At 73.5% G+C, this 18,469-nt stretch carries 23 protein-coding genes and 3 tRNA genes; 15 read left to right on the plus strand and 11 right to left on the minus strand.

Translation table 11 applies throughout. The annotated features are described in order from the left end of the window. Positions 1–47: 47 nt before the first annotated feature. The 6 genes from BLS43_RS04000 to mrf form a co-directional block, all read right to left on the minus strand. The gene (locus BLS43_RS04000) at positions 48–1,688 is read right to left on the minus strand and encodes a class I adenylate-forming enzyme family protein (protein WP_093076832.1); all 1,641 of its coding nucleotides are present in this window, start codon (positions 1,686–1,688) and stop codon (positions 48–50) included. After that, positions 1,685–2,947 carry a cytochrome P450 gene (locus BLS43_RS04005; protein WP_093076835.1) on the minus strand — a complete coding sequence of 421 codons (1,263 nt, stop codon included), beginning with the start codon at positions 2,945–2,947 and terminating at the stop codon, positions 1,685–1,687. The genes BLS43_RS04000 and BLS43_RS04005 overlap by 4 nt, the downstream gene beginning before the upstream one ends. A gap of 51 nt (positions 2,948–2,998) precedes the next feature. Then, entirely contained in the window at positions 2,999–6,115 is a 3,117-nt protein-coding gene (locus tag BLS43_RS31605) for a helix-turn-helix transcriptional regulator (RefSeq protein ID WP_281245807.1), read from the minus strand. 86 nt (positions 6,116–6,201) lie between these two features. Further along, positions 6,202–6,399 carry a hypothetical protein gene (locus BLS43_RS04015; RefSeq protein ID WP_143029934.1) on the minus strand — a complete coding sequence of 66 codons (198 nt, stop codon included), beginning with the start codon at positions 6,397–6,399 and terminating at the stop codon, positions 6,202–6,204. Between the two features lie 157 nt (positions 6,400–6,556). Then, positions 6,557–6,721: a 50S ribosomal protein L32 gene (gene rpmF / locus BLS43_RS04020; protein ID WP_093076844.1), complete on the minus strand. Its 165-nt coding sequence runs from the start codon at positions 6,719–6,721 to the stop codon at positions 6,557–6,559. 1 nt (position 6,722) lies between these two features. After that, positions 6,723–7,949, minus strand: a complete 1,227-nt coding sequence (mrf, locus tag BLS43_RS04025; protein ID WP_093076847.1) for a ribosome hibernation factor-recruiting GTPase MRF — start codon at positions 7,947–7,949, stop codon at positions 6,723–6,725. Positions 7,950–8,049: 100 nt separating this feature from the next. Between mrf and rpmG (BLS43_RS04030) the strand changes: the two genes are divergently transcribed. The 10 genes from rpmG (BLS43_RS04030) (at position 8,050) to BLS43_RS04075 (ending at position 10,566) form a co-directional block, all read left to right on the plus strand. Further along, positions 8,050–8,199 carry a 50S ribosomal protein L33 gene (gene rpmG, locus BLS43_RS04030; protein ID WP_237198161.1) on the plus strand — a complete coding sequence of 50 codons (150 nt, stop codon included), beginning with the start codon at positions 8,050–8,052 and terminating at the stop codon, positions 8,197–8,199. After that, the gene (rpsR, locus tag BLS43_RS04035; protein ID WP_093076853.1) at positions 8,199–8,426 is read left to right on the plus strand and encodes a 30S ribosomal protein S18; all 228 of its coding nucleotides are present in this window, start codon (positions 8,199–8,201) and stop codon (positions 8,424–8,426) included. Before rpmG (BLS43_RS04030) ends, rpsR begins: the two co-directional genes overlap by 1 nt. Next, the gene (gene rpmB / locus BLS43_RS04040; protein WP_093076856.1) at positions 8,423–8,653 is read left to right on the plus strand and encodes a 50S ribosomal protein L28; all 231 of its coding nucleotides are present in this window, start codon (positions 8,423–8,425) and stop codon (positions 8,651–8,653) included. The genes rpsR and rpmB overlap by 4 nt, the downstream gene beginning before the upstream one ends. Continuing rightward, positions 8,653–8,949, plus strand: coding sequence for a 30S ribosomal protein S14 (gene rpsN / locus BLS43_RS04045; protein WP_093076859.1), 297 nt, complete (start codon positions 8,653–8,655; stop codon positions 8,947–8,949). The genes rpmB and rpsN overlap by 1 nt, the downstream gene beginning before the upstream one ends. 90 nt (positions 8,950–9,039) lie before the next feature. Beyond that, positions 9,040–9,112 (plus strand) — tRNA-Thr (locus BLS43_RS04050). A gap of 30 nt (positions 9,113–9,142) precedes the next feature. Then, positions 9,143–9,215 (plus strand) — tRNA-Met (locus BLS43_RS04055). Between the two features lie 44 nt (positions 9,216–9,259). Continuing rightward, positions 9,260–9,427, plus strand: a complete 168-nt coding sequence (rpmG, locus tag BLS43_RS04060) for a 50S ribosomal protein L33 (protein ID WP_093076862.1) — start codon at positions 9,260–9,262, stop codon at positions 9,425–9,427. Positions 9,428–9,430: 3 nt separating this feature from the next. Continuing rightward, positions 9,431–9,865 (plus strand): FAS1-like dehydratase domain-containing protein, encoded by a 435-nt coding sequence (locus BLS43_RS04065; RefSeq protein WP_093076865.1) that lies wholly within the window; start codon positions 9,431–9,433, stop codon positions 9,863–9,865. After that, entirely contained in the window at positions 9,862–10,281 is a 420-nt protein-coding gene (locus BLS43_RS04070; RefSeq protein WP_093076868.1) for a MaoC/PaaZ C-terminal domain-containing protein, read from the plus strand. The genes BLS43_RS04065 and BLS43_RS04070 overlap by 4 nt, the downstream gene beginning before the upstream one ends. Positions 10,282–10,341: 60 nt before the next feature. Beyond that, positions 10,342–10,566, plus strand: coding sequence for a hypothetical protein (locus BLS43_RS04075; protein WP_237196592.1), 225 nt, complete (start codon positions 10,342–10,344; stop codon positions 10,564–10,566). 51 nt (positions 10,567–10,617) lie between these two features. On the opposite strand, the gene BLS43_RS04080 is transcribed toward BLS43_RS04075, so the two are convergent. Next, on the minus strand, positions 10,618–11,859 hold the full coding sequence (locus BLS43_RS04080; RefSeq protein ID WP_093076871.1) for a pyridoxal phosphate-dependent aminotransferase: 1,242 nt from the start codon (positions 11,857–11,859) through the stop codon (positions 10,618–10,620). A gap of 157 nt (positions 11,860–12,016) precedes the next feature. On the opposite strand from BLS43_RS04080, the gene BLS43_RS04085 reads away from it, so the two are divergent. The 5 genes from BLS43_RS04085 to rplA all read left to right on the plus strand — a co-directional run bounded on the left by BLS43_RS04085 (position 12,017) and on the right by rplA (position 14,722). After that, positions 12,017–12,092: transfer RNA gene (locus tag BLS43_RS04085), tRNA-Trp, on the plus strand. Positions 12,093–12,158: 66 nt separating this feature from the next. Continuing rightward, positions 12,159–12,506, plus strand: coding sequence for a preprotein translocase subunit SecE (secE, locus tag BLS43_RS04090; protein WP_093076874.1), 348 nt, complete (start codon positions 12,159–12,161; stop codon positions 12,504–12,506). Positions 12,507–12,554: 48 nt separating this feature from the next. Further along, positions 12,555–13,454, plus strand: a complete 900-nt coding sequence (nusG, locus tag BLS43_RS04095; protein WP_245707282.1) for a transcription termination/antitermination protein NusG — start codon at positions 12,555–12,557, stop codon at positions 13,452–13,454. A 55-nt stretch (positions 13,455–13,509) separates the two neighbouring features. Beyond that, positions 13,510–13,941 carry a 50S ribosomal protein L11 gene (rplK, locus tag BLS43_RS04100; RefSeq protein WP_093076877.1) on the plus strand — a complete coding sequence of 144 codons (432 nt, stop codon included), beginning with the start codon at positions 13,510–13,512 and terminating at the stop codon, positions 13,939–13,941. Between the two features lie 64 nt (positions 13,942–14,005). Further along, a complete protein-coding gene (gene rplA, locus BLS43_RS04105) occupies positions 14,006–14,722 on the plus strand; it encodes a 50S ribosomal protein L1 (RefSeq protein ID WP_093076880.1) in 717 nt (238 codons plus the stop codon). 105 nt (positions 14,723–14,827) lie between these two features. Here the strand turns inward: rplA and BLS43_RS04110 are convergent, their stop codons facing one another. The 4 genes from BLS43_RS04110 to BLS43_RS04125 form a co-directional block, all read right to left on the minus strand. Continuing rightward, the gene (locus tag BLS43_RS04110; protein WP_093076882.1) at positions 14,828–15,922 is read right to left on the minus strand and encodes a CaiB/BaiF CoA transferase family protein; all 1,095 of its coding nucleotides are present in this window, start codon (positions 15,920–15,922) and stop codon (positions 14,828–14,830) included. Positions 15,923–15,982: 60 nt separating this feature from the next. Further along, positions 15,983–17,437, minus strand: coding sequence for a MocR-like transcription factor YczR (gene yczR, locus BLS43_RS04115; protein ID WP_093076885.1), 1,455 nt, complete (start codon positions 17,435–17,437; stop codon positions 15,983–15,985). A gap of 232 nt (positions 17,438–17,669) precedes the next feature. Continuing rightward, entirely contained in the window at positions 17,670–17,927 is a 258-nt protein-coding gene (locus BLS43_RS04120) for a hypothetical protein (RefSeq protein ID WP_093076888.1), read from the minus strand. A gap of 49 nt (positions 17,928–17,976) precedes the next feature. Beyond that, positions 17,977–18,387: a sterol carrier protein gene (locus tag BLS43_RS04125; RefSeq protein WP_093076891.1), complete on the minus strand. Its 411-nt coding sequence runs from the start codon at positions 18,385–18,387 to the stop codon at positions 17,977–17,979. Positions 18,388–18,469 lie beyond the last annotated feature (82 nt).

The following is an 18,469-nucleotide window of genomic DNA, read 5'->3' on the forward strand; positions in this document are numbered from 1 at the left end:
CGGTGTCGTCAGGGCTGACGACGCGCGCAGGTCACCGACACCGCCGTTCACCGCAGCCGCTCCCTCAGCTCCCGCTTCACCACCTTGCCCGCGGCGGACACCGGGATCTCGTCGACCAACCGGATCTCCCGGATGCGCTTGTAGGGCAGGACCTGGGCGTTCACGGCGGCGCGGATCGCCTCGGCCTCCTCCTGGGTGCGACCCGGCGCCACGACGAACGCCACGGCGAGCTCGCCGACCTCCGGATCGGGCCGCCCGACCACGGCCGCCCCCACCACGCCGTCCTCGCGGAAGAGCAGCTCCTCCAGCTCGCGGGGGTACACGTTGTAGCCCTTGTAGAGCAGCATGTCCTTCGTGCGGTCGACGATCCGCAGGTAGCCGTCCTCGTCCAGCACGCCGACGTCCCCGGTGTGCAGCCAGCCGTCCCGCAGGGTCGCCGCGGTCTCCTCGGGGCGGTCCTTGTAGCCGATCATGACCTGCGGCCCGCGGATCACCACCTCGCCGGTCTCGCCGACCGGCACCGGCTCGCCGTCCGGGTCCACGACGCGGACCTCCGTGTCCGGCACCGGCACCCCGACCGTGCCCTGTCTGCGCAGCCCGGACCGGTTCGACGGGTTGGCGGTCGCCCCCATCGTGACCTCGGTGAGGCCGTAGCCCTCGGTGATCACGATGTCCTCGCCCCACTGGCGGTGCAGCGCCGCGATCATCTCGACGGGCAGTGGCGCGGCCCCCGAGCTGAGCGCACGGACGCTGGAGAGGTCCCGTTTCGCGAAGTCCGGATGGCGCAGCAGCGCCGCGTACAGCGGGGGAGCGCCGCCCATCGAGGTGGCCCGGAAGCGTTCGACGTCCGCGAGGTAGGCCGCCGGGTCGAACCGCTCGTGCAGGACGCTGGTGGTGCCCGAGAGCAGCGGGACGTTCAGCCCGCCGACGGTCCCCATCGCGTGGAACCAGGGGGTGACGTTGACGACGACGGACTGTCCGAGCCGCACCGGGTACTCCTCGGGCGGCCCCTGGTCGGCGAGCACGATCCCGCCGTCCGCGTCGAGGTCCCAGCGGGTGCCGCTGCCCAGGCAGGCGTACTGCAGGACGTTCGTGACGACGTTGCGGTGCGGCAGCATCACGCCCTTCGACCGGCCCGTGGTCCCGCCCGTGTAGGCCAGGTGCGCGAGCCCGTCCAGGTCGATGTCGATCTCGGGCGCCGTGGTGGGCGCGTCCGCGTGGAAGGCCTCGAAGTCGATCGCGGCGTGGTCGGCGGACCCGTGCTCGGCCAGGCGGACCGCCGGGTCCAGGCCCTGCTCGCGGTTCGTGACCAGCGCGAACCGCAGCGTCTGCACGGGCACCGCGGGGAACGCCTGCGCCCAGCTGACGATCGCCACGGCACCCGAGTCGGCGAGCTGAGCGGCCAGGTCCGCGGGCGGGAGCAACGGGTTCGCAGGCGTGAACGTGCCGCCCGCGAGCAGGATCCCGTAGTAGGCGATCGCGTACTGCGGGCAGTTGGGCAGGTGGATCGCGACGACGTCCCGGGGACGGATCCCCGCCTCGCGCAGGGCGTTCGCGAACGCGCACGCCCGCTCGTACAGCTGCGTGTAGGTCAGCTCGCGCGTGCCGTAGTGCAGGGCGACGCGGTCCTGCCAGCGCCGCGCCGAGCCCGCGAGCACCGCTCCCACCGGGACCTCGGGGTAGCTCATCGGGAACCGCCGGGGGTGAAGGAGACGGGCAGGTGCTTGATCCCGTTGATGAACATGGACTGCAGCCGCCGGGGCTCACCGGTGACCGCGATGTCCGGGATCCGGGTCAGCAGCTCGCGGAACATCACCGACATCTCGCGGCGGGCGAGGTGGGCGCCGAGGCAGAAGTGCGGGCCGGGGCCGCCGAACCCGACGTGCGGGTTGGGGGAGCGCCGCACGTCGAACCGGTCCGGGTCCGGGAAGTGGGCGGGGTCCCGGTTCGCGGCCCAGTAGAACAGCGCGACCTTGGCGCCCGCCTCGAGCGGGGTCTCGCCGAGGACGGCGGGCTCCGCGAGCGTGCGCCGCATGTAGATCACCGGCGAGGCCAGGCGGACGATCTCGTCGACGGCGGTCGGGGTGATGCCGTCGACGTCCGCGAGCCACACCGCGCGCTGGTCCGGGTTCTCGGTGAGCAGCTGCAGGCCCCAGCTGATCCCGTTGCGGGTGGTCTCGTTGCCCGCCACCACGAGCAGGATGAAGAAGCTCGCCAGCTCCTCCGGGGTGAGCCGCTCGCCGTCGAGCTCGGCGGTCACCAGGGCGGAGGTGAGGTCGTCCGTCGGGTTGCGCCTGCGCACCGCCCCGAGGTCCGTCATCAGCGCGGACAGCTCGCCGCCCGCGGTGAGCAGGGCGGTCACGACGTCCGTGCCCTCGGTCCGGTATTCCGGGTCCTGCGCGCCGAGGATGACGTTCGTGCGGTCGAACACGAAGCGGTGCTGGGACTCCGGGATGCCCATCAGGTCGCACACGATCGTGAGCGGCAGGACCGCGGAGATCTCGGTGACCGCGTCGCACTCGCCGCGGTCGATCACGTCGTCGACGATCCGGGTGGCGGCCCGTTCCACGTCCTCGACGAGCATCCCCAGCCGGCGCGGGGTGAAGCCCCGGGACACGATGCGGCGCAGCCGGGCGTGCCGCGGGTCGTCGAGATTGATCATGGAGCCGAAGAACTCGCGGAACTCCGGCGGCTGGTCCACCACCGAGGTGGCGCCCGCTCCCGAGGTGAACACCTGCGGGGTCCGGCTGGCCGTCACGACGTCGTCCAGGCGGGTCACCGCGTAGAAGCCGGGCCCGGGCGCCAGATAGCCGAAGTCCGGCTCGGCGTAGAACGCGACGGGATCGTGGTCGCGGAGCCAGGCGAAGGCCGCCGCCCGCTCCTCGACGGGGCGGGTCCAGAAGCCCTCGATGTCCGACAGGTCCGGGCGCTGGTGGGTGAGCGGCATCCGTGCGGTCCTCCCCGCCGGTCGACGGTGACCGGCACCACAGCAGTCTAGTTACTGAACGGTCGCTCGGGGAGGGATGACGCCACGTTCGTACCCGATCGCCACGGCCTCGGTGCGGCTGGAGGCGCCGAGCTTGGCCATGACCCGGGACAGGTGCACCGAGACGGTCTTCTCGGAGATGTAGAGCGCCTCGCCCACCTGGCGGTTGGTGCGGCCCTCGGCGACCAGCTTCAGCACCGCGTGCTCCCGCGGGGTCAGCGGGCCCGCCCCGCTCGCCCCGCCGGTCGCGGGCTCGGCCGCCGAGACGCCCGCCGACGGGGCCCGGGCGGCCGCGACCGCGGCGCCCGCCCGCTCGGCGGCGGCCCGCACCGCGGCGGCGAGGGGCTCGGCGCCGATCCGGTCGGCGATCTCCAGCGCGGCCGCGAGGTCCGCGGCGGCCTCCTCGCGCAGCCTGCCCGCCGCTGCCCGATCGACCCGGGCCCGGTCGGTGCGTGCCCGGTCGACCTGGCCGCCCGCGAGCCGCAGCGCCGCCTCGGCCCGGCGCAGCAGGGCCTCGGCCTGGCGGTACACCTCGCCGTAGCCGAAGGCCTCGACGACCTCGCTCCAGACGGCCGGATCGTCCTCCCCGCGCACCCGGGCGGCCTCCGCGCGGGCCCGGGCGAGCCAGGCCCGGCCCTCCACCCCGACCACCCCGCTGCGAGGGGTCCCGTGCGCCGCCGCCGCCTCGGCGGTGCCGAGCAGGGTCTCGGCGGGACCCGCGGCCCCGCCGACGGGCAGCGCGGCGATCCCGAGCGCGGCGAGCGAGATCGAGGCCAGGTGGTGCGGGACCAGCCGGTCCAGGTCGGCCAGCGCCGTCTCCACCCGGCGGATCGCCTCGGCGGTGTCCCCGCGCAGCCGGGCCGCCTCCGCGCCAGCCTGCCCCAGCAGCAGTACGACCTGGTCGTCCTGCTGGTCCCGCGAGTCCAGCGCACGCCAGCGTGCCTCCGCCTCGGCCAGCCGCCCGCGCCCCACGGCCACGAGCAGCCCGGCCGCGGCGAGCCGCCCCGCGATCGCGGGCCCCACCCGGGCGCCGCCGAGCCGGGCCGTGCGTTCGGCGGCGGCCCACTGCCCCGCCATGAACTCGCTGACGAGCTGGGCGACCCGCATGTCCATGCCGTAGGCGCTCCAGGTCGTGCCCGTCTCGGTGGCCCGCGCGCCGCCCGCCGCGAACTCCGCGGACGCCTCGGCCAGCGACCCCTCCTCCAGGAAGGACATCCCGCGGTTGTAGAAGATCCGCAGCTCCACGCCGGTGTTCGCGGACCCGCGGGCCTGCGGCAGCGCCTCGGTCAGCAGCTCCCGGCTGCGGGCGGGCCTGCCCTCGAACTCCTCGAGCACCGCCAGGCTGATCAGCGCGTCCGCCTCCACCGCCGCCACGTCCTGCAGGGCCTCGGTGAGCGCCAGGTCCGCCCGGCCCGCGCCCGCCTCCCACACCCCGGCCACCCCGACGATCGCCGCCGCGGCCCCGGCCGACCCGCGCAGCGCTTCGCGGGCGGCGCGGGCCACGCGCAGCGCCTCCTCGCCGTGCTCCCGCAGCTCCCCGACCTCGTCCGTCCGCCACAGCGCCCGGGCGAGGATGGCGTGCGCCCAGGCCAGCTCGGCCCCGGGCGGACGCCCCTCCAGCAGGGAGATCGCCTCGCGCGTGGCGGCGACCGCGCCCGGTCCGCCGTCCATGCGTTCGAGGAGCCGGATCGCGTGCCGCACCCGGACGTCCGCCGCGCGCTCGGGATCGTCCAGCCCGTCCGCCAGCTCGAGGGCGCGCCTGCTCAGGGCCAGACCGCGCTCGGGGTCCCCGGTCGCGCTCGCCGACCAGGCGGCCCACAGCGTGACCGTGAGCTCGTCCACGCCGGCCACGGCCTCCGCGTCCGGCACGGCGGGCCACAGCTCGACCGCGCGTTCGGCGTGGCGCAGGACCTCCGCGGGCGCGCCGAGGCGGTCCGCGTCCCGCGCGGCCTGCACGCCCGCCGCGAGGGCGCGGGGCAGATCGTGCGCGGCCAGGGCGTGGTGTGCGAGCGCCGCGGCGGGCGAAGGCCCGAGCCGGGTGTCCCGGCCCTCCGGTCGGGCCATCCGCGCGGTGATCAGGTCGGCGTAGCGGGCGTGGAGGCGGCCCCGCTCGCCGGGCAGGAGGTCGGCGTAGACCGCCTCCCGGAGCAGGGCGTGGCGGAAGGCGAGCTCGCCGTGGGCGTCCGTCACCAGCACCTGGTGGGCCACCGCCTCGCGCACCGCCTCGGTGAACGCGCCCGGCTCCAGGTCGCCTGCCTCGGCGAGGGTGTCCTCCGCGACGCTGCGCCCGGCGACCGCGGCCACCCGCAGCACCTGGCGCGCGGGGGCGGGCAGCCGCTCGAAGCGGGCGAGCAACACGTCCGCCAGCGCCTCCGGCAGCCCCCCGCCGCCCGCGGCCGACACCAGCTCCTCGGCGAAGAACGCGTTCCCCTCGCTGCGCTCGGCCAGGCCGCGGAGCTCCGCCTCACCGAGTCCCAGGTCCGCCGCCAGCGAGCTGACCAGCGCGAACGCGTCCGAGGGCGGGAGCGGTGCGAGGTCGAGCCGCTCGATCGCCGGGAGCCGCACGAGCTCGGCGAGCACCGGCCGCAGCGGGTGCCTGCGGTGCAGATCGTCCGCCCGGTAGGTCGCGACCACCAGGAGCCGCTGCTCGGCCAGCCGGGACAGCAGGAACACCAGCAGGTCCCGGCTGGAGCGGTCCGCCCAGTGCAGGTCCTCGACCACCGCCACCACCGGCCGGTCCAGCGCGCCGAGCGCCGAGAGCAGCGCCTCGAAGACCTGGAGCTGGCCCAGCTCCCGCCCCCCGCGCTCGGCGTCCGATCCGTCCGGGGTGAGCCTGCGCAGGCCGGGGTGCGCGGCGATCGGCTCGGGGCCGAGCTGGCCGACGATCTCGGTGAACGGCAGGTAGGGCAGCTCGGCCCCCGCCGTGTCGAGGCAACGGCCGACCAGCACCAGCGCGTCTCCCGCCGCGGCGGTCAGCTCCGCGACCAGCCGCGACTTGCCGACCCCCGCGTCCCCGGAGACCAGCACGCCGCCCGCCCGACCCGCCCTGGCCCGCTCCAGGGCGGCCAGGAGGACGGACCGCTCGGCCCGGCGGCCGACCAGTCCGATCCCCACTCCCGGTCTCGGCATGGTGGTCATGCTCGCACGGCCCCCCGACGGAACCGCCCCCTCTCGGGCTCCGCCACCCGGGTTGTCCACAGGCCCGCGGGACGGGCTCAGCGGGCGGCGGCGGGCACCCGCCGCTGCGGCGGTGTGGGCTCGGGCGGGTGGGGTGGTGCCGGCGGAGCGGGCGCCCGCTCGCTGCGCCGCCACCGCCGGGCCAGGGCCGCCAGGCGGGCGGTGCGGGCCTCGGCCAGCAGCTCGCCGCGCCGCTCGTCCACCAGGGTCTGCAGGAAGGTCACGTCGGTACTCATGACGAGAACACTCCGCCTGAGGCCCCCGCCCGGACATCGGGCGATCACGTACTCCTGCGGCCCGCGGCCGGGTGCGGGGTAAGGGGTGAGGCCTCAGCCCCGACCGCAGGGCCGACGTCAGGGCCGACGTCAGGGCCGACCGCGGCCCGGGCCGCCCTCAGTCGCGCAGCAGGCCGCGCCGGTACGCCGGGACCAGCCGACGCGGCACCCGCAGGCGGCGCCCGTCGACCGTGATCTCCACCAGGTCCGGCGCCTGGGCCTTCCACTGCGCCCGCCGCGACCGCGTGTTGCTCCGGGACGTCCTCCGCTTCGGCACCGCCATGTCAGTGCTCCTCTCCCCGGGCGAGCCCGGACTCGGCGACCGTGTCGTCGGCGCGGACGCGCTCGTCGCACGGGTCGGTGTGGGCGAAGCCGAACGGGTCGGGGAACTCCCACGGTCCCGCCAGCTCCGCATCGGTCAGCAGGGCGCCCTCCAGGGCCGCCCGTACGGCGTCGAGGCCCTCGGCGTCCAGGGCGTGGGCCAGCACCACCACGTCCTGCGCCCGGTCGCCGAAGCGCGGGTGCCAGCCGAGCGCGGCGATCGCCGCCCGCTCCGGCGGCACGGACTCCCAGGCGTCCGGCGACTGCTCGGCCAGCCACGTGCCCGCCCCGCCGATCCGCAGCCCGCCGCCCGCCGACTCCAGCCACAGGACCTCCGCAGGCCGGGTGGCCAGCCAGATCCGTCCGCGCACCCGCACGATCCCCTCCAGCAGCAGGTCGATCGCCGCGTGCAGCCGGTCGGGGTGGAACGGTCGCCGCGCCGAGAACGCCAGCAGCCGGACGCCGCAGTCCGCCTCCAGCGGCGGGGAGCCGCGCAGCAGGGAGGCGTGCACGTCGTCGGGGTCGCCCCGGCGGGCCTCGGCGTGGGCCCGGCGCAGCAGCACCAGGTCGTCGTCCAGGGCCGCCAGGTGTGCCCGGATCGCGGTCGGGGCCAGCCGGGCCAGCACCGCGTCGGTGCGCGCCTGCTCCCAGGCGTCGACGGCGCCGGTGTGGACGATCAGGTCGGCGAACTCCGCCTGCGCGACGACGACCTGGGCGACGGTGCGGTCGTCGTCCGGCAGGTCGGCGAGCCCCCGCTCCCCGACCTGCTCGTCCCCGCTCGCGTCGTCCAGCCAGGTCCGGGCGTCGAGCGCGGTGACGACGCCGCGGACGTCCACCGCGTCGGCCAGGGGGCCGTCGCCGATCACGACGTGCTGCAGTGCCCAGCACACCTGCTCGGGTTCGAGCACCGGGTCGAGGTGCAGCACGATCCGCTCGACCCGCCCGGCCAGGGAGCGCACCAGCGGCAGCAGGTCGAGGCGCAGCGTGCAGGACACGCAGTCGTGCGCGAGCCGCAGCGTCTCCCGGTCGTCCCGGTGCCGGTCGCGGATGCGCCGGCGCACGATCCCGGCCCCGACGTCGTCGAGCGCGTGGTGGATCACCACGGCGTCCGGGTCGGCGGTGCGGACGCGGTCGATCACCCGCTCGACGCCGACGGGTTCCAGACCGGTCACGACCAGCAGCTCGGTCACGGTTCCTCCTCGGGAAGGGGTTCGGGGGGCGGGGTGTTACTGTAAACGACAACCGTTTCCATATCGAGAGGAGGGTGGCGTGGCAGCCAAGTCCGCCGCCGTGCGGCCGATCGTGAAGCTGCGTTCGACCGCTGGAACGGGCACGACCTACGTGACCCGCAAGAACCGCCGGAACGACCCGGACCGGCTGGTGCTCAAGAAGTACGACCCGCGCGTGCGCGCGCACGTCGAGTTCAGGGAGGAGCGCTGATGCCGCGCCCCGACCGCCCGGTGCGCAAGAAGCGGAACCCGCTCAAGAAGGGTCAGGAGATCGACTGGAAGGACACCGCGCTGCTGCGCACCTTCATCTCCGACCGGGGCAAGATCCGGGCGCGCCGGGTGACCGGGCTCACTCCGGAGCAGCAGAAGCGGGTCGCGGTCGCCATCCGCAACGCCCGCGAGATGGCGCTGCTGCCCTACCCGGGGACCGGCCGGTGAGGTGTCAGCTCACCGGCCGCGAGCCGGGCTTCGGGAAGCAGGTCTCGCACTCGCACGTCCGCACGAGCCGACGCTGGGACCCGAACGTGCAGGTCAAGTCGTACTGGCTGGCGTCGGAGGGGCGGCGGGTGCGGCTGCGGCTCTCGGCGAAGGGCATCAAGACCGTGGACAGGATCGGGATCGAGGCGGCCGTCGCCCGGATCCGCGCGCGGGGGGAGAAGGTCTGATGGCGAGCACGGCGAAGATCGCCGCGAACGAGCGGCGCAAGAGGATCGTGGCCCGCCACGCCGAGCGCCGCCGCGAGCTCAAGGAGATCATCCGCACCGACCCCGCGCGGCGCGCGGAGGCGCAGCGCGAGCTGAACCGCCAGCCGCGGGACGCGAGCGCCACGCGCGTCCGCAACCGGGACTCGACCGACGGCCGCCCGCGCGGCTACCTCGGCAAGTTCGGCGTCTCGCGGGTGCGGCTGCGGGAGCTCGCCCACGCCGGGATGCTGCCGGGAGTCACCAAGTCCAGCTGGTGAGCGCGGTGCGGGACCCCCGTGCAGGGGGTCCCGCGCGGCGTTGTGTAGAGTTCTCCACGGCTCGCAGGGGCAACCCTGCAAGACCGCGCCGCCCCTTTAGCTCAGTCGGCAGAGCGTCTCCATGGTAAGGAGAAGGTCTACGGTTCGATTCCGTAAAGGGGCTCCGAGCGGGACTCGGTGACGAGGCTCGCAAGGCGGTGTAGCTCAGGTGGTAGAGCAAGCGGCTCATAATCGCTGTGTCGCCGGTTCAAGTCCGGCCACCGCTACACATTCGACGAACAACAGCTGGTCAGCAGGAAGAGGCACTCCCATGGGCAAGGCGACGGACGTCCGTCCGAAGATCACTCTTGCGTGCGAGGAGTGCAAGCACCGCAACTACATCACCAAGAAGAACCGGCGGAACGACCCCGACCGGCTCGAGGTGAAGAAGTTCTGCCCGAACTGCGGCACCCACCGCGCGCACCGCGAGACCCGCTGATCCGTGCCCGACGAGTCCTTCGTCGGGCGGGCTCTCCCCACCACCGGCCCCTTCCAGGTCGGCCGGGAGAAGGTCCGCGAGTTCGCCACCGCGATCGGTGACACGTCCCCGTTGTGCCACGACCGCGAGGTCGCGCGCGCAGCGGGGCATCGTGATGTCGTGGCGCCCCCGACGTTCTCCACGACCTTCACCATGCCGCTGATCGAGGCGTTCCTGAAGGACCCGGCGTTCGGCTGGGACTACACCCGCATGGTCCACGGCGACCAGCGCATCGTGTTCCACCGGCCCATCGTCGCGGGAGACGAGCTGTTCACCACGATCCACGTGGACTCCCTCACCACGCGCGCGGGCAGCCACATGCTGACCCTGCGCTGCGAGGTGGCCACCGCGGACGAGCCCGTCGCCACGACGACGAGCCTGCTGGTGACCCAGGCATGAGCGAGCAGGGCCCCGTCGTCGCGGGCACCGAGCTGCCGCCGCTGGAGCTGCGGTTCACCCGCGCGGACCTCGTCCGCTACGCGGGCGCCTCCGGCGACCTGAACCCCATCCACTGGAGCGACCGCGTCGCCGGGATCGCGGGCCTGCCGGGCGTGATCGCGCACGGCATGCTGACCCTCGGGGCCGCCGGTCGGATCGTCACCGACTGGGTCGGCGACCCCGCCCGGATCCGCAGCTACGGCGCCCGCTTCACCCGCCCCGTCCTGGTCCCGGACGACGACGAGGGGGCCACCGTGCTCGTCACCGCGACGGTCACCGGGGTCTCCGACGGGATCGCGAAAGTGGACATCAAGGCCGTCTACGACGGCAAGGGCGTTCTCGGGCGCGCGCAGGCGGAGGTTCTCCTCCCCGAGTAGGTGTGTCCTGTTGCTCCGATGGCGCGGGAGGGCCAGTCTGCGTCCCGACGATCCGTCGACGTGAGGAGCAGCACGGTGAAGTTCGGCAAGCTCGTGGACAAGGCCTGGGAAGAGAAGACCGCGGACGAGATCCTCAAGGCGCCGCCGTCCGCGCTCGAGGGCCTCACCGAGAAGCACGACGAGCAGCTGGCCGCCTTCGGCATCAAGACCGTCGGTGACCTCGCGAAGTGGAAGTACGCGAAGCGCGCCGCCGCACTGGCGGACCTCGCCGACACCGACAAGTAGAACGCCGAAGGGCGGGCGACCCTCGGGTCGCCCGCCCTTCGTGTGCGCCCGCTACTTCGCCTCGGCCAGCAGCTCACCCATCCGCGTGACGCCGGTCTTCAGGTCGTCGTCGCTCAGGGCGTAGGAGAGCCGGAAGTAGCCGGGGGTGCCGAAGGCCTCGCCCGGGACCACCGCGACCTCGGCCTCCTCCAGCACCACGGCGGCGAGGTCGAGGCTGGTCTCGATGTGCCGGCCGCGGATCTCCTTGCCCAGCAGGCCGCGCACGTCCGGGTAGGCGTAGAACGCGCCCTTCGGGGTAGGGCACTCGACGCCCGGGATCGCGGACAGCAGCTCCACGATCGTCCGGCGGCGCCGGTCGAAGGCGCGCTTCATCTCGTCCACGGCGTCCAGCGAGCCGGTGAGGGCCTCGATCGCGGCGCGCTGCGACACGTTCGCCACGTTCGACGACAGGTGGCTCTGCAGGTTCGTCGCCGCCTTGATGACGTCGGTGGGGCCGACCATCCAGCCCACCCGCCAGCCGGTCATCGCGTAGGTCTTCGCGACGCCGTTGAGCACCACGCAGGTGTCCGCGAGCTCGGGCACGGCGACGGGCATGGAGACGGCCTCGGCGCCGTCGTAGGTGAGGTGCTCGTAGATCTCGTCGGTGACGACCCACACGCCGTTGTCGACGGCCCAGCGGCCCACGGCCTCGGTCAGCTCACGGGACGCGACCGCGCCGGTCGGGTTCGAGGGCGAGCACCACAGCAGCACCTTGGTCTTCTCGGTGCGCGCGGCCTCGAGCTGCTCGACGCTGGGCAGGTAGTCGGTCTCCGGACCGGTCACCACGACCGCGGGGGTGCCGCCCGCGAGGGTGATCGCCTCCGGGTAGGTGGTCCAGTACGGGGCCGGGAGGATGACCTCGTCGCCCGGGTCCAGCAGGGTGGCGAAGGTCTGGTACACGGCCTGCTTGCCGCCGTTGGTCACGAGCACCTGGTTCGCGGCGATCTCGTAGCCGCTGTCCCGCTTGGTCTTCGCGACGATCGCGGCCTTGAGCTCGGGGAGCCCGCCCGCGGGGGAGTAGCGGTGGTTCTTCGGGTCGGCCGCGGCCGCCTGCGCCGCCTCGACGATCGCCGGGGGCGTCGGGAAGTCCGGCTCGCCCGCGCCGAAGCCGATCACCGGGCGGCCCTCGGCCTTGAGCGCCTTCGCCTTCGCGTCGACGGCGAGCGTGGCGGACTCGGCGATCCCGCCGATCCGTGCGGAGACCCGCGGCTTCGGTGCCGATCCTGTCTGTGCAGATCCAGTCGGTGCGGACATGGCCCTCATCCTCGCGCACGACGGGTACCCTCGTGCGAGTGGGTTTCCGGCCCGGTGCGGGGCACTGCGGCGGGTGTCGTAGACTCGTCCCGCCGGGCGCACCGGATCTTTCGGTGCGCCTGCTCCGCGCCCGTCCCCGGGCGGTGCGGAGTGGCGAAGGGGTGTAGCTCAACTGGCAGAGCAGCGGTCTCCAAAACCGCAGGTTGCAGGTTCAAGTCCTGTCACCCCTGCCACACCGGGACAGGACCATCCGAACGTGAGGCGAAGGCGGGCGTGCGCCCGTCGGTGAGGACGAACAGGTGAGCGACGAGGAGGCGGGGCGCGAGCGCCCCAGGTCCGCGGCAGACCGCCGCGGACGCCGCGCGTCGTCATCCGGGTCCGAGGCCTCCGGCGCGGTGACGGCGGGCAAGGGTCGTCCCACCCGCTCCCGCGGCGAGAGCGCGCCCAAGAAGGCGTCGATCTTCGCGCGGCTGGTCCGGTTCCTCCGCGAGGTCGTGGCGGAGCTGCGCAAGGTCATCTGGCCCACGCGCAAGCAGCTGGTCACCTACACGATCGTCGTCCTGGTGTTCGTCGCCTTCATGGTCGCGCTGGTGTCGCTGCTGGACTGGGTGTTCGGACTGGGCGTCGAGGCCCTGTTCGGGGCATAGCCGGGTACCGGACCCACCCGAGAAGCTGACGACGGAAGCGAGAAGCACGTGACCTCCCCAGACGGCCGCCCGGCCGAGGACGAGACGCCGGTCCAGGAGACCGACGTCGAGCTGGCCCACGGCGAGGACGCGGCGTCCGACTCCTACACCGACCCCGAGGACGTCGAGACCGCGGGTGCCGCGGCCGAGACGCTCGAGGCGCAGTCCGCGGCCGAGGACGCCGACCTCGAGGACGCGGACGGCGTCGACACCGACGAGACCGTCGCCGAGATCGCGGACGAGACCGCGACGGACGAGGCACTCGCCGAGGAGCCCGCCGAGGAGGAGGACCCGGTCGCCGCGATGACCGAGGCCCTGCGCCGCGCACCGGGTGACTGGTACGTCGTGCACTCCTACGCCGGCTACGAGAACAAGGTCAAGACCAACCTCGAGACGCGCGTGCAGACGCTGGACGTCGAGGACTACATCTTCCAGGTCGAGGTGCCCACCGAGGAGGTCACCGAGATCAAGAACGGCCAGCGCAAGCAGGTGCAGCGCAAGGTGCTGCCCGGCTACATCCTGGTCCGGATGGAGCTCAACGACCAGTCGTGGGGCGCCGTCCGCAACACCCCGGGCGTCACCGGGTTCGTGGGCGCGACGAACAAGCCGTCGCCCCTGACCCTGAACGAGGTGCTCAAGTTCCTGCTGCCGAAGCAGGAGGCGCCCAAGGAGAAGGCGGCCGCGGCGGCCGGGGGTGGCGCGTCGACGTCGTCCTCCGGCGGTTCCGCGGCGGTCGAGGTCGACTTCGAGGTCGGCGAGTCGGTCACCGTCATGGACGGCCCGTTCGCCACTCTCCCGGCCACGATCAACGAGGTCAACGTCGACGCGCAGAAGCTGAAGGTGCTGGTCAGCATCTTCGGCCGAGAGACGCCGGTCGAGCTGGCCTTCAGCCAGGTCTCCAAGATCTAAGCTTCACGCGCGGGGCAGGTCCGCGCGGGAGAAGTCGACACTCAAGGAACACAGAATGCCTCCCAAGAAGCGGAAGCTCTCCGCGATCATCAAGCTCCAGATCAAGGCGGGCGCCGCGACGCCCGCCCCGCCGGTCGGCCCCGCGCTGGGTCAGCACGGCGTGAACATCATGGAGTTCTGCAAGGCGTACAACGCCGCCACCGAGGCCCAGCGCGGCGACGTGGTGCCGGTCGAGATCTCGGTGTACGAGGACCGCTCGTTCACCTTCGAGCTCAAGACCCCGCCCGCGGCGAAGCTGCTGCTCAAGGCGGCGGGCGTCGAGAAGGGCTCCGGCACCCCGCACACCACCAAGGTCGCGTCCGTGACCATGGACCAGGTGCGGGAGATCGCGCAGCTCAAGATGCGCGACCTCAACGCCAACGACCTCGACGGCGCCGCGAAGATCATCGCCGGCACCGCCCGGTCGATGGGCATCACGGTCAACTGACCACCGTTCGCGTGGGAGAGCCGGGCGCGGCTCGGACCACGACTCTTCTTCTGAAGGACTGAAGATGGCAAAGCGCAGCAAGATCTACGAGCAGGCCGCGGCCAAGATCGACCGCGACACCCTGTACTCGCCCCTCCAGGCCGCGACGCTGGCCAAGGAGACCGCGAGCACCAAGATGGACGCGACCGTCGAGGTCGCCATGCGGCTGGGCGTCGACCCCCGCAAGGCGGACCAGATGGTCCGCGGGACCGTGAACCTGCCCCACGGGACCGGTAAGACCGCCCGGGTCATCGTCTTCGCCGTCGGCGACAAGGCCGCCGAGGCCGAGGCCGCGGGTGCCGACGTCGTCGGCGCCGAGGACCTGATCGAGCGGATCCAGGGCGGCTGGCTGGACTTCGACGCCGCCATCGCCACCCCGGACCAGATGGCCAAGGTCGGTCGGATCGCGCGCATCCTGGGCCCGCGTGGCCTGATGCCGAACCCGAAGACCGGCACCGTCACCCCGGACGTGACCCGCGCCGTCGCCGACATCAAGGGCGGCAAGATCAACTTCCGGGTCGACAAGCAGGCCAACCTGCACCTGGTCATCGGCAAGGCCTCGTTCGACACCGAGAAGCTGGTGGAGAACTACGGCGCCGCGCTGGACGAGATCCTGCGGGCCAAGCCGTCGGCCGCCAAGGGCCGCTACATCAAGAAGATCACGGTCTCCACGACCACGGGCCCGGGTATCCCGGTCGACCCGAACCGCACCCGCAACCTGCTGGTGGACGAGACCGTCTGAGTCTCGACGCGACCCGAACGCCCCCTCCCGACCGGGAGGGGGCGTTCGTCGTTCCGGGACCACCGGCCCCGCGAGTCCCGCACTCGGGCCACGCGAGTCGGACGCTCAGGTCCAGTCGGCCAGCACGTCGTCGACCGACTCGAGCTCCGAGGCCTTGCCCAGCACCCGGGTCGCCGTCCGGGAGAAGCGCGGGGCGGGTGCGGCCTGCGGCACGTCGTCCTGCGTGACGATCGTGCTCCGCGCGGCCATGTGCGGGTGGTTCGCGACCTCGCCGAAGGCCAGCACCGGCGTGGTGCAGGCGTCCGTCCCGTCGAAGATCGCGGCCCACTCGTCCCGGGACTTCCTGGCGAAGACCTCGGTGAAGCGCGCCTTGATCGTGGGCCAGGACGTCGGATCCATCTGCGGTGGCAGGTCGGCCGGGTCGATCTGCAGGCCCTCGAGCAGCTGCGCGTAGAACTGTGGCTCGATGGCTCCCACGGCCATGAACCCGCCGTCCGCGCAGGCGTAGGTGTCGTAGAACGGCGCGTACCCGTCCAGCAGGTTGGCGCCCGGCGCGTCCTGCCAGGCACCCACGCTCAGCATCGACCACACCATCTGCACCAGCAGGCTGGCCCCGTCGACCATCGCGGCGTCCACGACCTGGCCCTCGCCGGACCCGCGCGCCTCGAACAGCGCGGCGAGGACGCCGATGACCAGCAGCATCGAGCCGCCGCCGAAGTCGCCGACCAGGTTCAGCGGCGGCACCGGGCGCTCGCCGTTCCCGCGGCCGATCGCGTGCAGCGCGCCGGTCAGCGAGATGTAGTTGATGTCGTGGCCCGCGCGGTCGGCCATCGGGCCGTCCTGGCCCCAGCCGGTCATCCGGCCGTAGACGAGCTTCGGGTTGCGCGCGTGGCACTCCGCCGGTCCCACGCCGAGCCGCTCGGTCACGCCGGGGCGGTAGCCCTCCAGCAGCACGTCGGCCTGCTCGACCAGCCGCAGCACGGTCTCGCGGCCCTCCGCGGTCTTGAGGTCGGCCGCGACCCGCCGCCGCCCGCGCAGCGTCGGGTCGACGGGCCCGCCGATCTGCAGGCCGCCGGGCCGGTCGATGCGTACGACCTCGGCGCCGAGATCGCCCAAGATCATCGCCGCGTGCGGGCCGGGCCCGATTCCGGCGAGCTCGACGACCCGTACGCCGGCGAGGGGTCCGCTCCGAGGTGCCACCTGTACCACCCTTGCATAATCGATCGATCGTTCAGTACTGCCGGTACTGTACGGGGCGGGTCACGCGACCGCGACGGCCTCGTCGGCCCCCGTCTCCGGCTGGTGGTCCAGACCCTGCCAGGCCGCGGTGAGCTGATCCAGCGCCTCGGCCATCCGGTCGGGCCGCAGCGTGAACGGCAGCCGGAGATGGCGTTCGAACGCGCCGTCCACCCCGAACCGCGGTCCGGCGGCGAGCAGCAGACCGTGCCGCCGCGCCGCGCCCGCCAGCCTGCTGGAGACCGGTTCGCCCAGGTCGACCCACAGGGACAGGCCGCCGGACGGGTGGTTGGGGCGCCAGTCGGGGAAGGCTCGGGCCAGGCCCGCGCGCAGGTCCGCCCGCGCCGCGCGCAGATCCTGCTGCCGCTCGGCGACAACGCTCTCGACGTCGTCGAGCAGGCGGGCGGTCACCAGCTGGTCCAGCACCGCCCCGCCCAGGTCGACGGCGGGGCGCAGCCCGGCCAACCGGCGCACGAGCGGCGCCGCGGCCCGGATCCAGCCGATCCGCAGGCCGCCCCAGAACACCTTGCTGGCGGACCCGATGGTGATCACCAGCGGCGACTCCGGGGCGCCCGCCGCCACCGGCGTCGGCGGGGGGACGTCGAGGGGGAGCTCGGTGAGCGTCTCGTCCACGACGAGCGGGGTGCGGGTCCGCCGGGCGAGGTCGACGACGGCGGCGCGGTCGGCGGGGGCCATCACCGCCCCCGTCGGGTTGTGGAAGTCCGGGACCAGGTAGATCAGCGCGGGGTTGGCGTCCCGGACGGTCTCGCGCAGCAGCTCCACGTCCCAGCCGGTGCTCGTGAGCGGCACGGGGACAGGGCGAGCGCCGCGGGCCCGGATCGCGTCGAGCGCGTTGGGGTAGGTGGGGTGCTCCACGAGCACCCGGTCGCCGGGGTTGGTGAACAGGCTCATGAGCAGCGCGATCGCGTTCTGCGCGCCGGTGGTGACGAGGATCTGGTCGGGTGTGGTCGGCACGCCGCGCGCGGTGAACCGGTGCGCCACGGCGCGGCGCAGCTCCGGGGTCCCCGCGAGGGAGTAGCCGTGGCCGCCGAGATGGCCGTCGAGCTCGACGACGGCGTCCGCGGCGGCCCGGCGGAGGGCGTCGGTGGGCGCGGAGAGGGCCGCGTGGGCCAGGTCGAGCAGGGTGCCGCCGACCAGCGGCGAGAAGGGGGTCTCCGGTTCGAGCGGATCGCCGCCCGCGGGGGTGGGGACGCGCGTGACGCTGCCCGACCCCCGCCTGCTGTCGAGGTAGCCGTCGGTGCGCAGCGTCTCGTAGGCGGCGGCGACGGTCGTCCGGCTGACGTCGAGCGCGGCGGCGAGCTCCCGCTCCGCGGGAATCCGGGTGCCGAGCGCCAGCCTGCCGTCCAGGATGAGCAGGCGGACGCGGTCGGCGAGGGCCACGGCCAGGCCGCGGTCGTCCGGCGGGCGCCAGGTGCCGAGGAGGCGGCTGAAGCTCGCACTGCCGATCCGACGAGCCATCAGTCCACCTCTGCATGATTGGCTATCCCGGGAGGGGCCAATCTTACGCAGACTGGAGTCATGACAGCTACCGTCCTGCTCTCGGTCCTCGTCCTCATCGCCCTCGCGGCACCGCGCTACGGCGTGGACAGCCGCTCGCCCCACGGTGCCGCGCGCCGCGCCCACACCCCGTGGGGCGACGTGCAGGCCGCCTGGTCGCGGCTGCGCTCCGCGGCGGACCGGCCACCACGACTCAGGCCCGGTACTCCCAGTGGTCTCGGGTCAGCGTCCCGAGCCCGTCCCCTTCGGTCGTGAAGTAGTAGCGGCCGGACTGCCACCCGTCCCGGTCCGCGACGTCGGCGAGCACGGCCTCGGTCCACCGATGCCACTCGTCGGCGTCGCGGGGTGCCGGATCCGGGGTGTCCGCGACGACGACGGTGAAGTCGTGCAACCGCCCGCGCAACGACGTCCACATCTGCACGTCGATGGTCACGGTCTCCGGCAGGTCCACGGACGGAGTATCGGCTCACCCCCGTTCGGTCGCCTGCGGGATCACCCGATCAGGCGGCCAGCAGGTCGGTGCGCCCCTTCTCCTCCAGGCTCGCCTTGTACGGCCCGAAGAGTCCCTTGGCGAGCGGGAGCACCTTGAGCAGCTTCGCGACCGGACCCTTCGCGCGCACCTGACCCTTCGCCAGGGCGACCGGCAGCACGACCTTGCCCAGCCAGAACCGGTTGCCGGTGTCCGCGGTCATGAACAGCTCGACGTTCGGGTCCGGCCCGTTGCCCGCGCCCTCGAAGATCTGCGAGTTCGGCATGTCCACGGTGAGCACCGCGTCCGGATCGGTGTAGGTGATCCGCAGGACCACCCCCGACGGCTTGAGCTTCTCGACGAGCGCGGTGTCCTCCATGCCCATCCGGAACACCCCGCCCAGGTACTCGTACACCTCGGCCTCGCCCGTGAATGCCGCCACGATGCAGCCCCTCTCCGCTCGGTTGCGGCCGAGTCTGGCCCGCCCGGGCCTGCGGGGCGACGCCCCGAGGGGGCCACGGCCG

Origin of the sequence: Pseudonocardia oroxyli (assembly GCF_900102195.1) — a bacterium.
GTDB lineage: Bacteria > Actinomycetota > Actinomycetes > Mycobacteriales > Pseudonocardiaceae > Pseudonocardia > Pseudonocardia oroxyli.

Coding starts and splice junctions, on each gene's coding strand:
- BLS43_RS04000 (WP_093076832.1), bottom strand. CDS start 1,688: ATGAGCTACCCCGAGGTCCCGGTGGGAGCGGTGCTCGCGGGCTCGGCG.
- BLS43_RS04005 (WP_093076835.1), bottom strand. CDS start 2,947: ATGCCGCTCACCCACCAGCGCCCGGACCTGTCGGACATCGAGGGCTTC.
- BLS43_RS31605 (WP_281245807.1), bottom strand. CDS start 6,115: ATGCCGAGACCGGGAGTGGGGATCGGACTGGTCGGCCGCCGGGCCGAG.
- BLS43_RS04015 (WP_143029934.1), bottom strand. CDS start 6,399: ATGAGTACCGACGTGACCTTCCTGCAGACCCTGGTGGACGAGCGGCGC.
- rpmF (WP_093076844.1), bottom strand. CDS start 6,721: ATGGCGGTGCCGAAGCGGAGGACGTCCCGGAGCAACACGCGGTCGCGG.
- rpsR (WP_093076853.1), top strand. CDS start 8,199: ATGCCGCGCCCCGACCGCCCGGTGCGCAAGAAGCGGAACCCGCTCAAG.
- rpsN (WP_093076859.1), top strand. CDS start 8,653: ATGGCGAGCACGGCGAAGATCGCCGCGAACGAGCGGCGCAAGAGGATC.
- rpmG (WP_093076862.1), top strand. CDS start 9,260: ATGGGCAAGGCGACGGACGTCCGTCCGAAGATCACTCTTGCGTGCGAG.
- BLS43_RS04070 (WP_093076868.1), top strand. CDS start 9,862: ATGAGCGAGCAGGGCCCCGTCGTCGCGGGCACCGAGCTGCCGCCGCTG.
- BLS43_RS04080 (WP_093076871.1), bottom strand. CDS start 11,859: ATGTCCGCACCGACTGGATCTGCACAGACAGGATCGGCACCGAAGCCG.
- rplK (WP_093076877.1), top strand. CDS start 13,510: ATGCCTCCCAAGAAGCGGAAGCTCTCCGCGATCATCAAGCTCCAGATC.
- rplA (WP_093076880.1), top strand. CDS start 14,006: ATGGCAAAGCGCAGCAAGATCTACGAGCAGGCCGCGGCCAAGATCGAC.
- yczR (WP_093076885.1), bottom strand. CDS start 17,437: ATGGCTCGTCGGATCGGCAGTGCGAGCTTCAGCCGCCTCCTCGGCACC.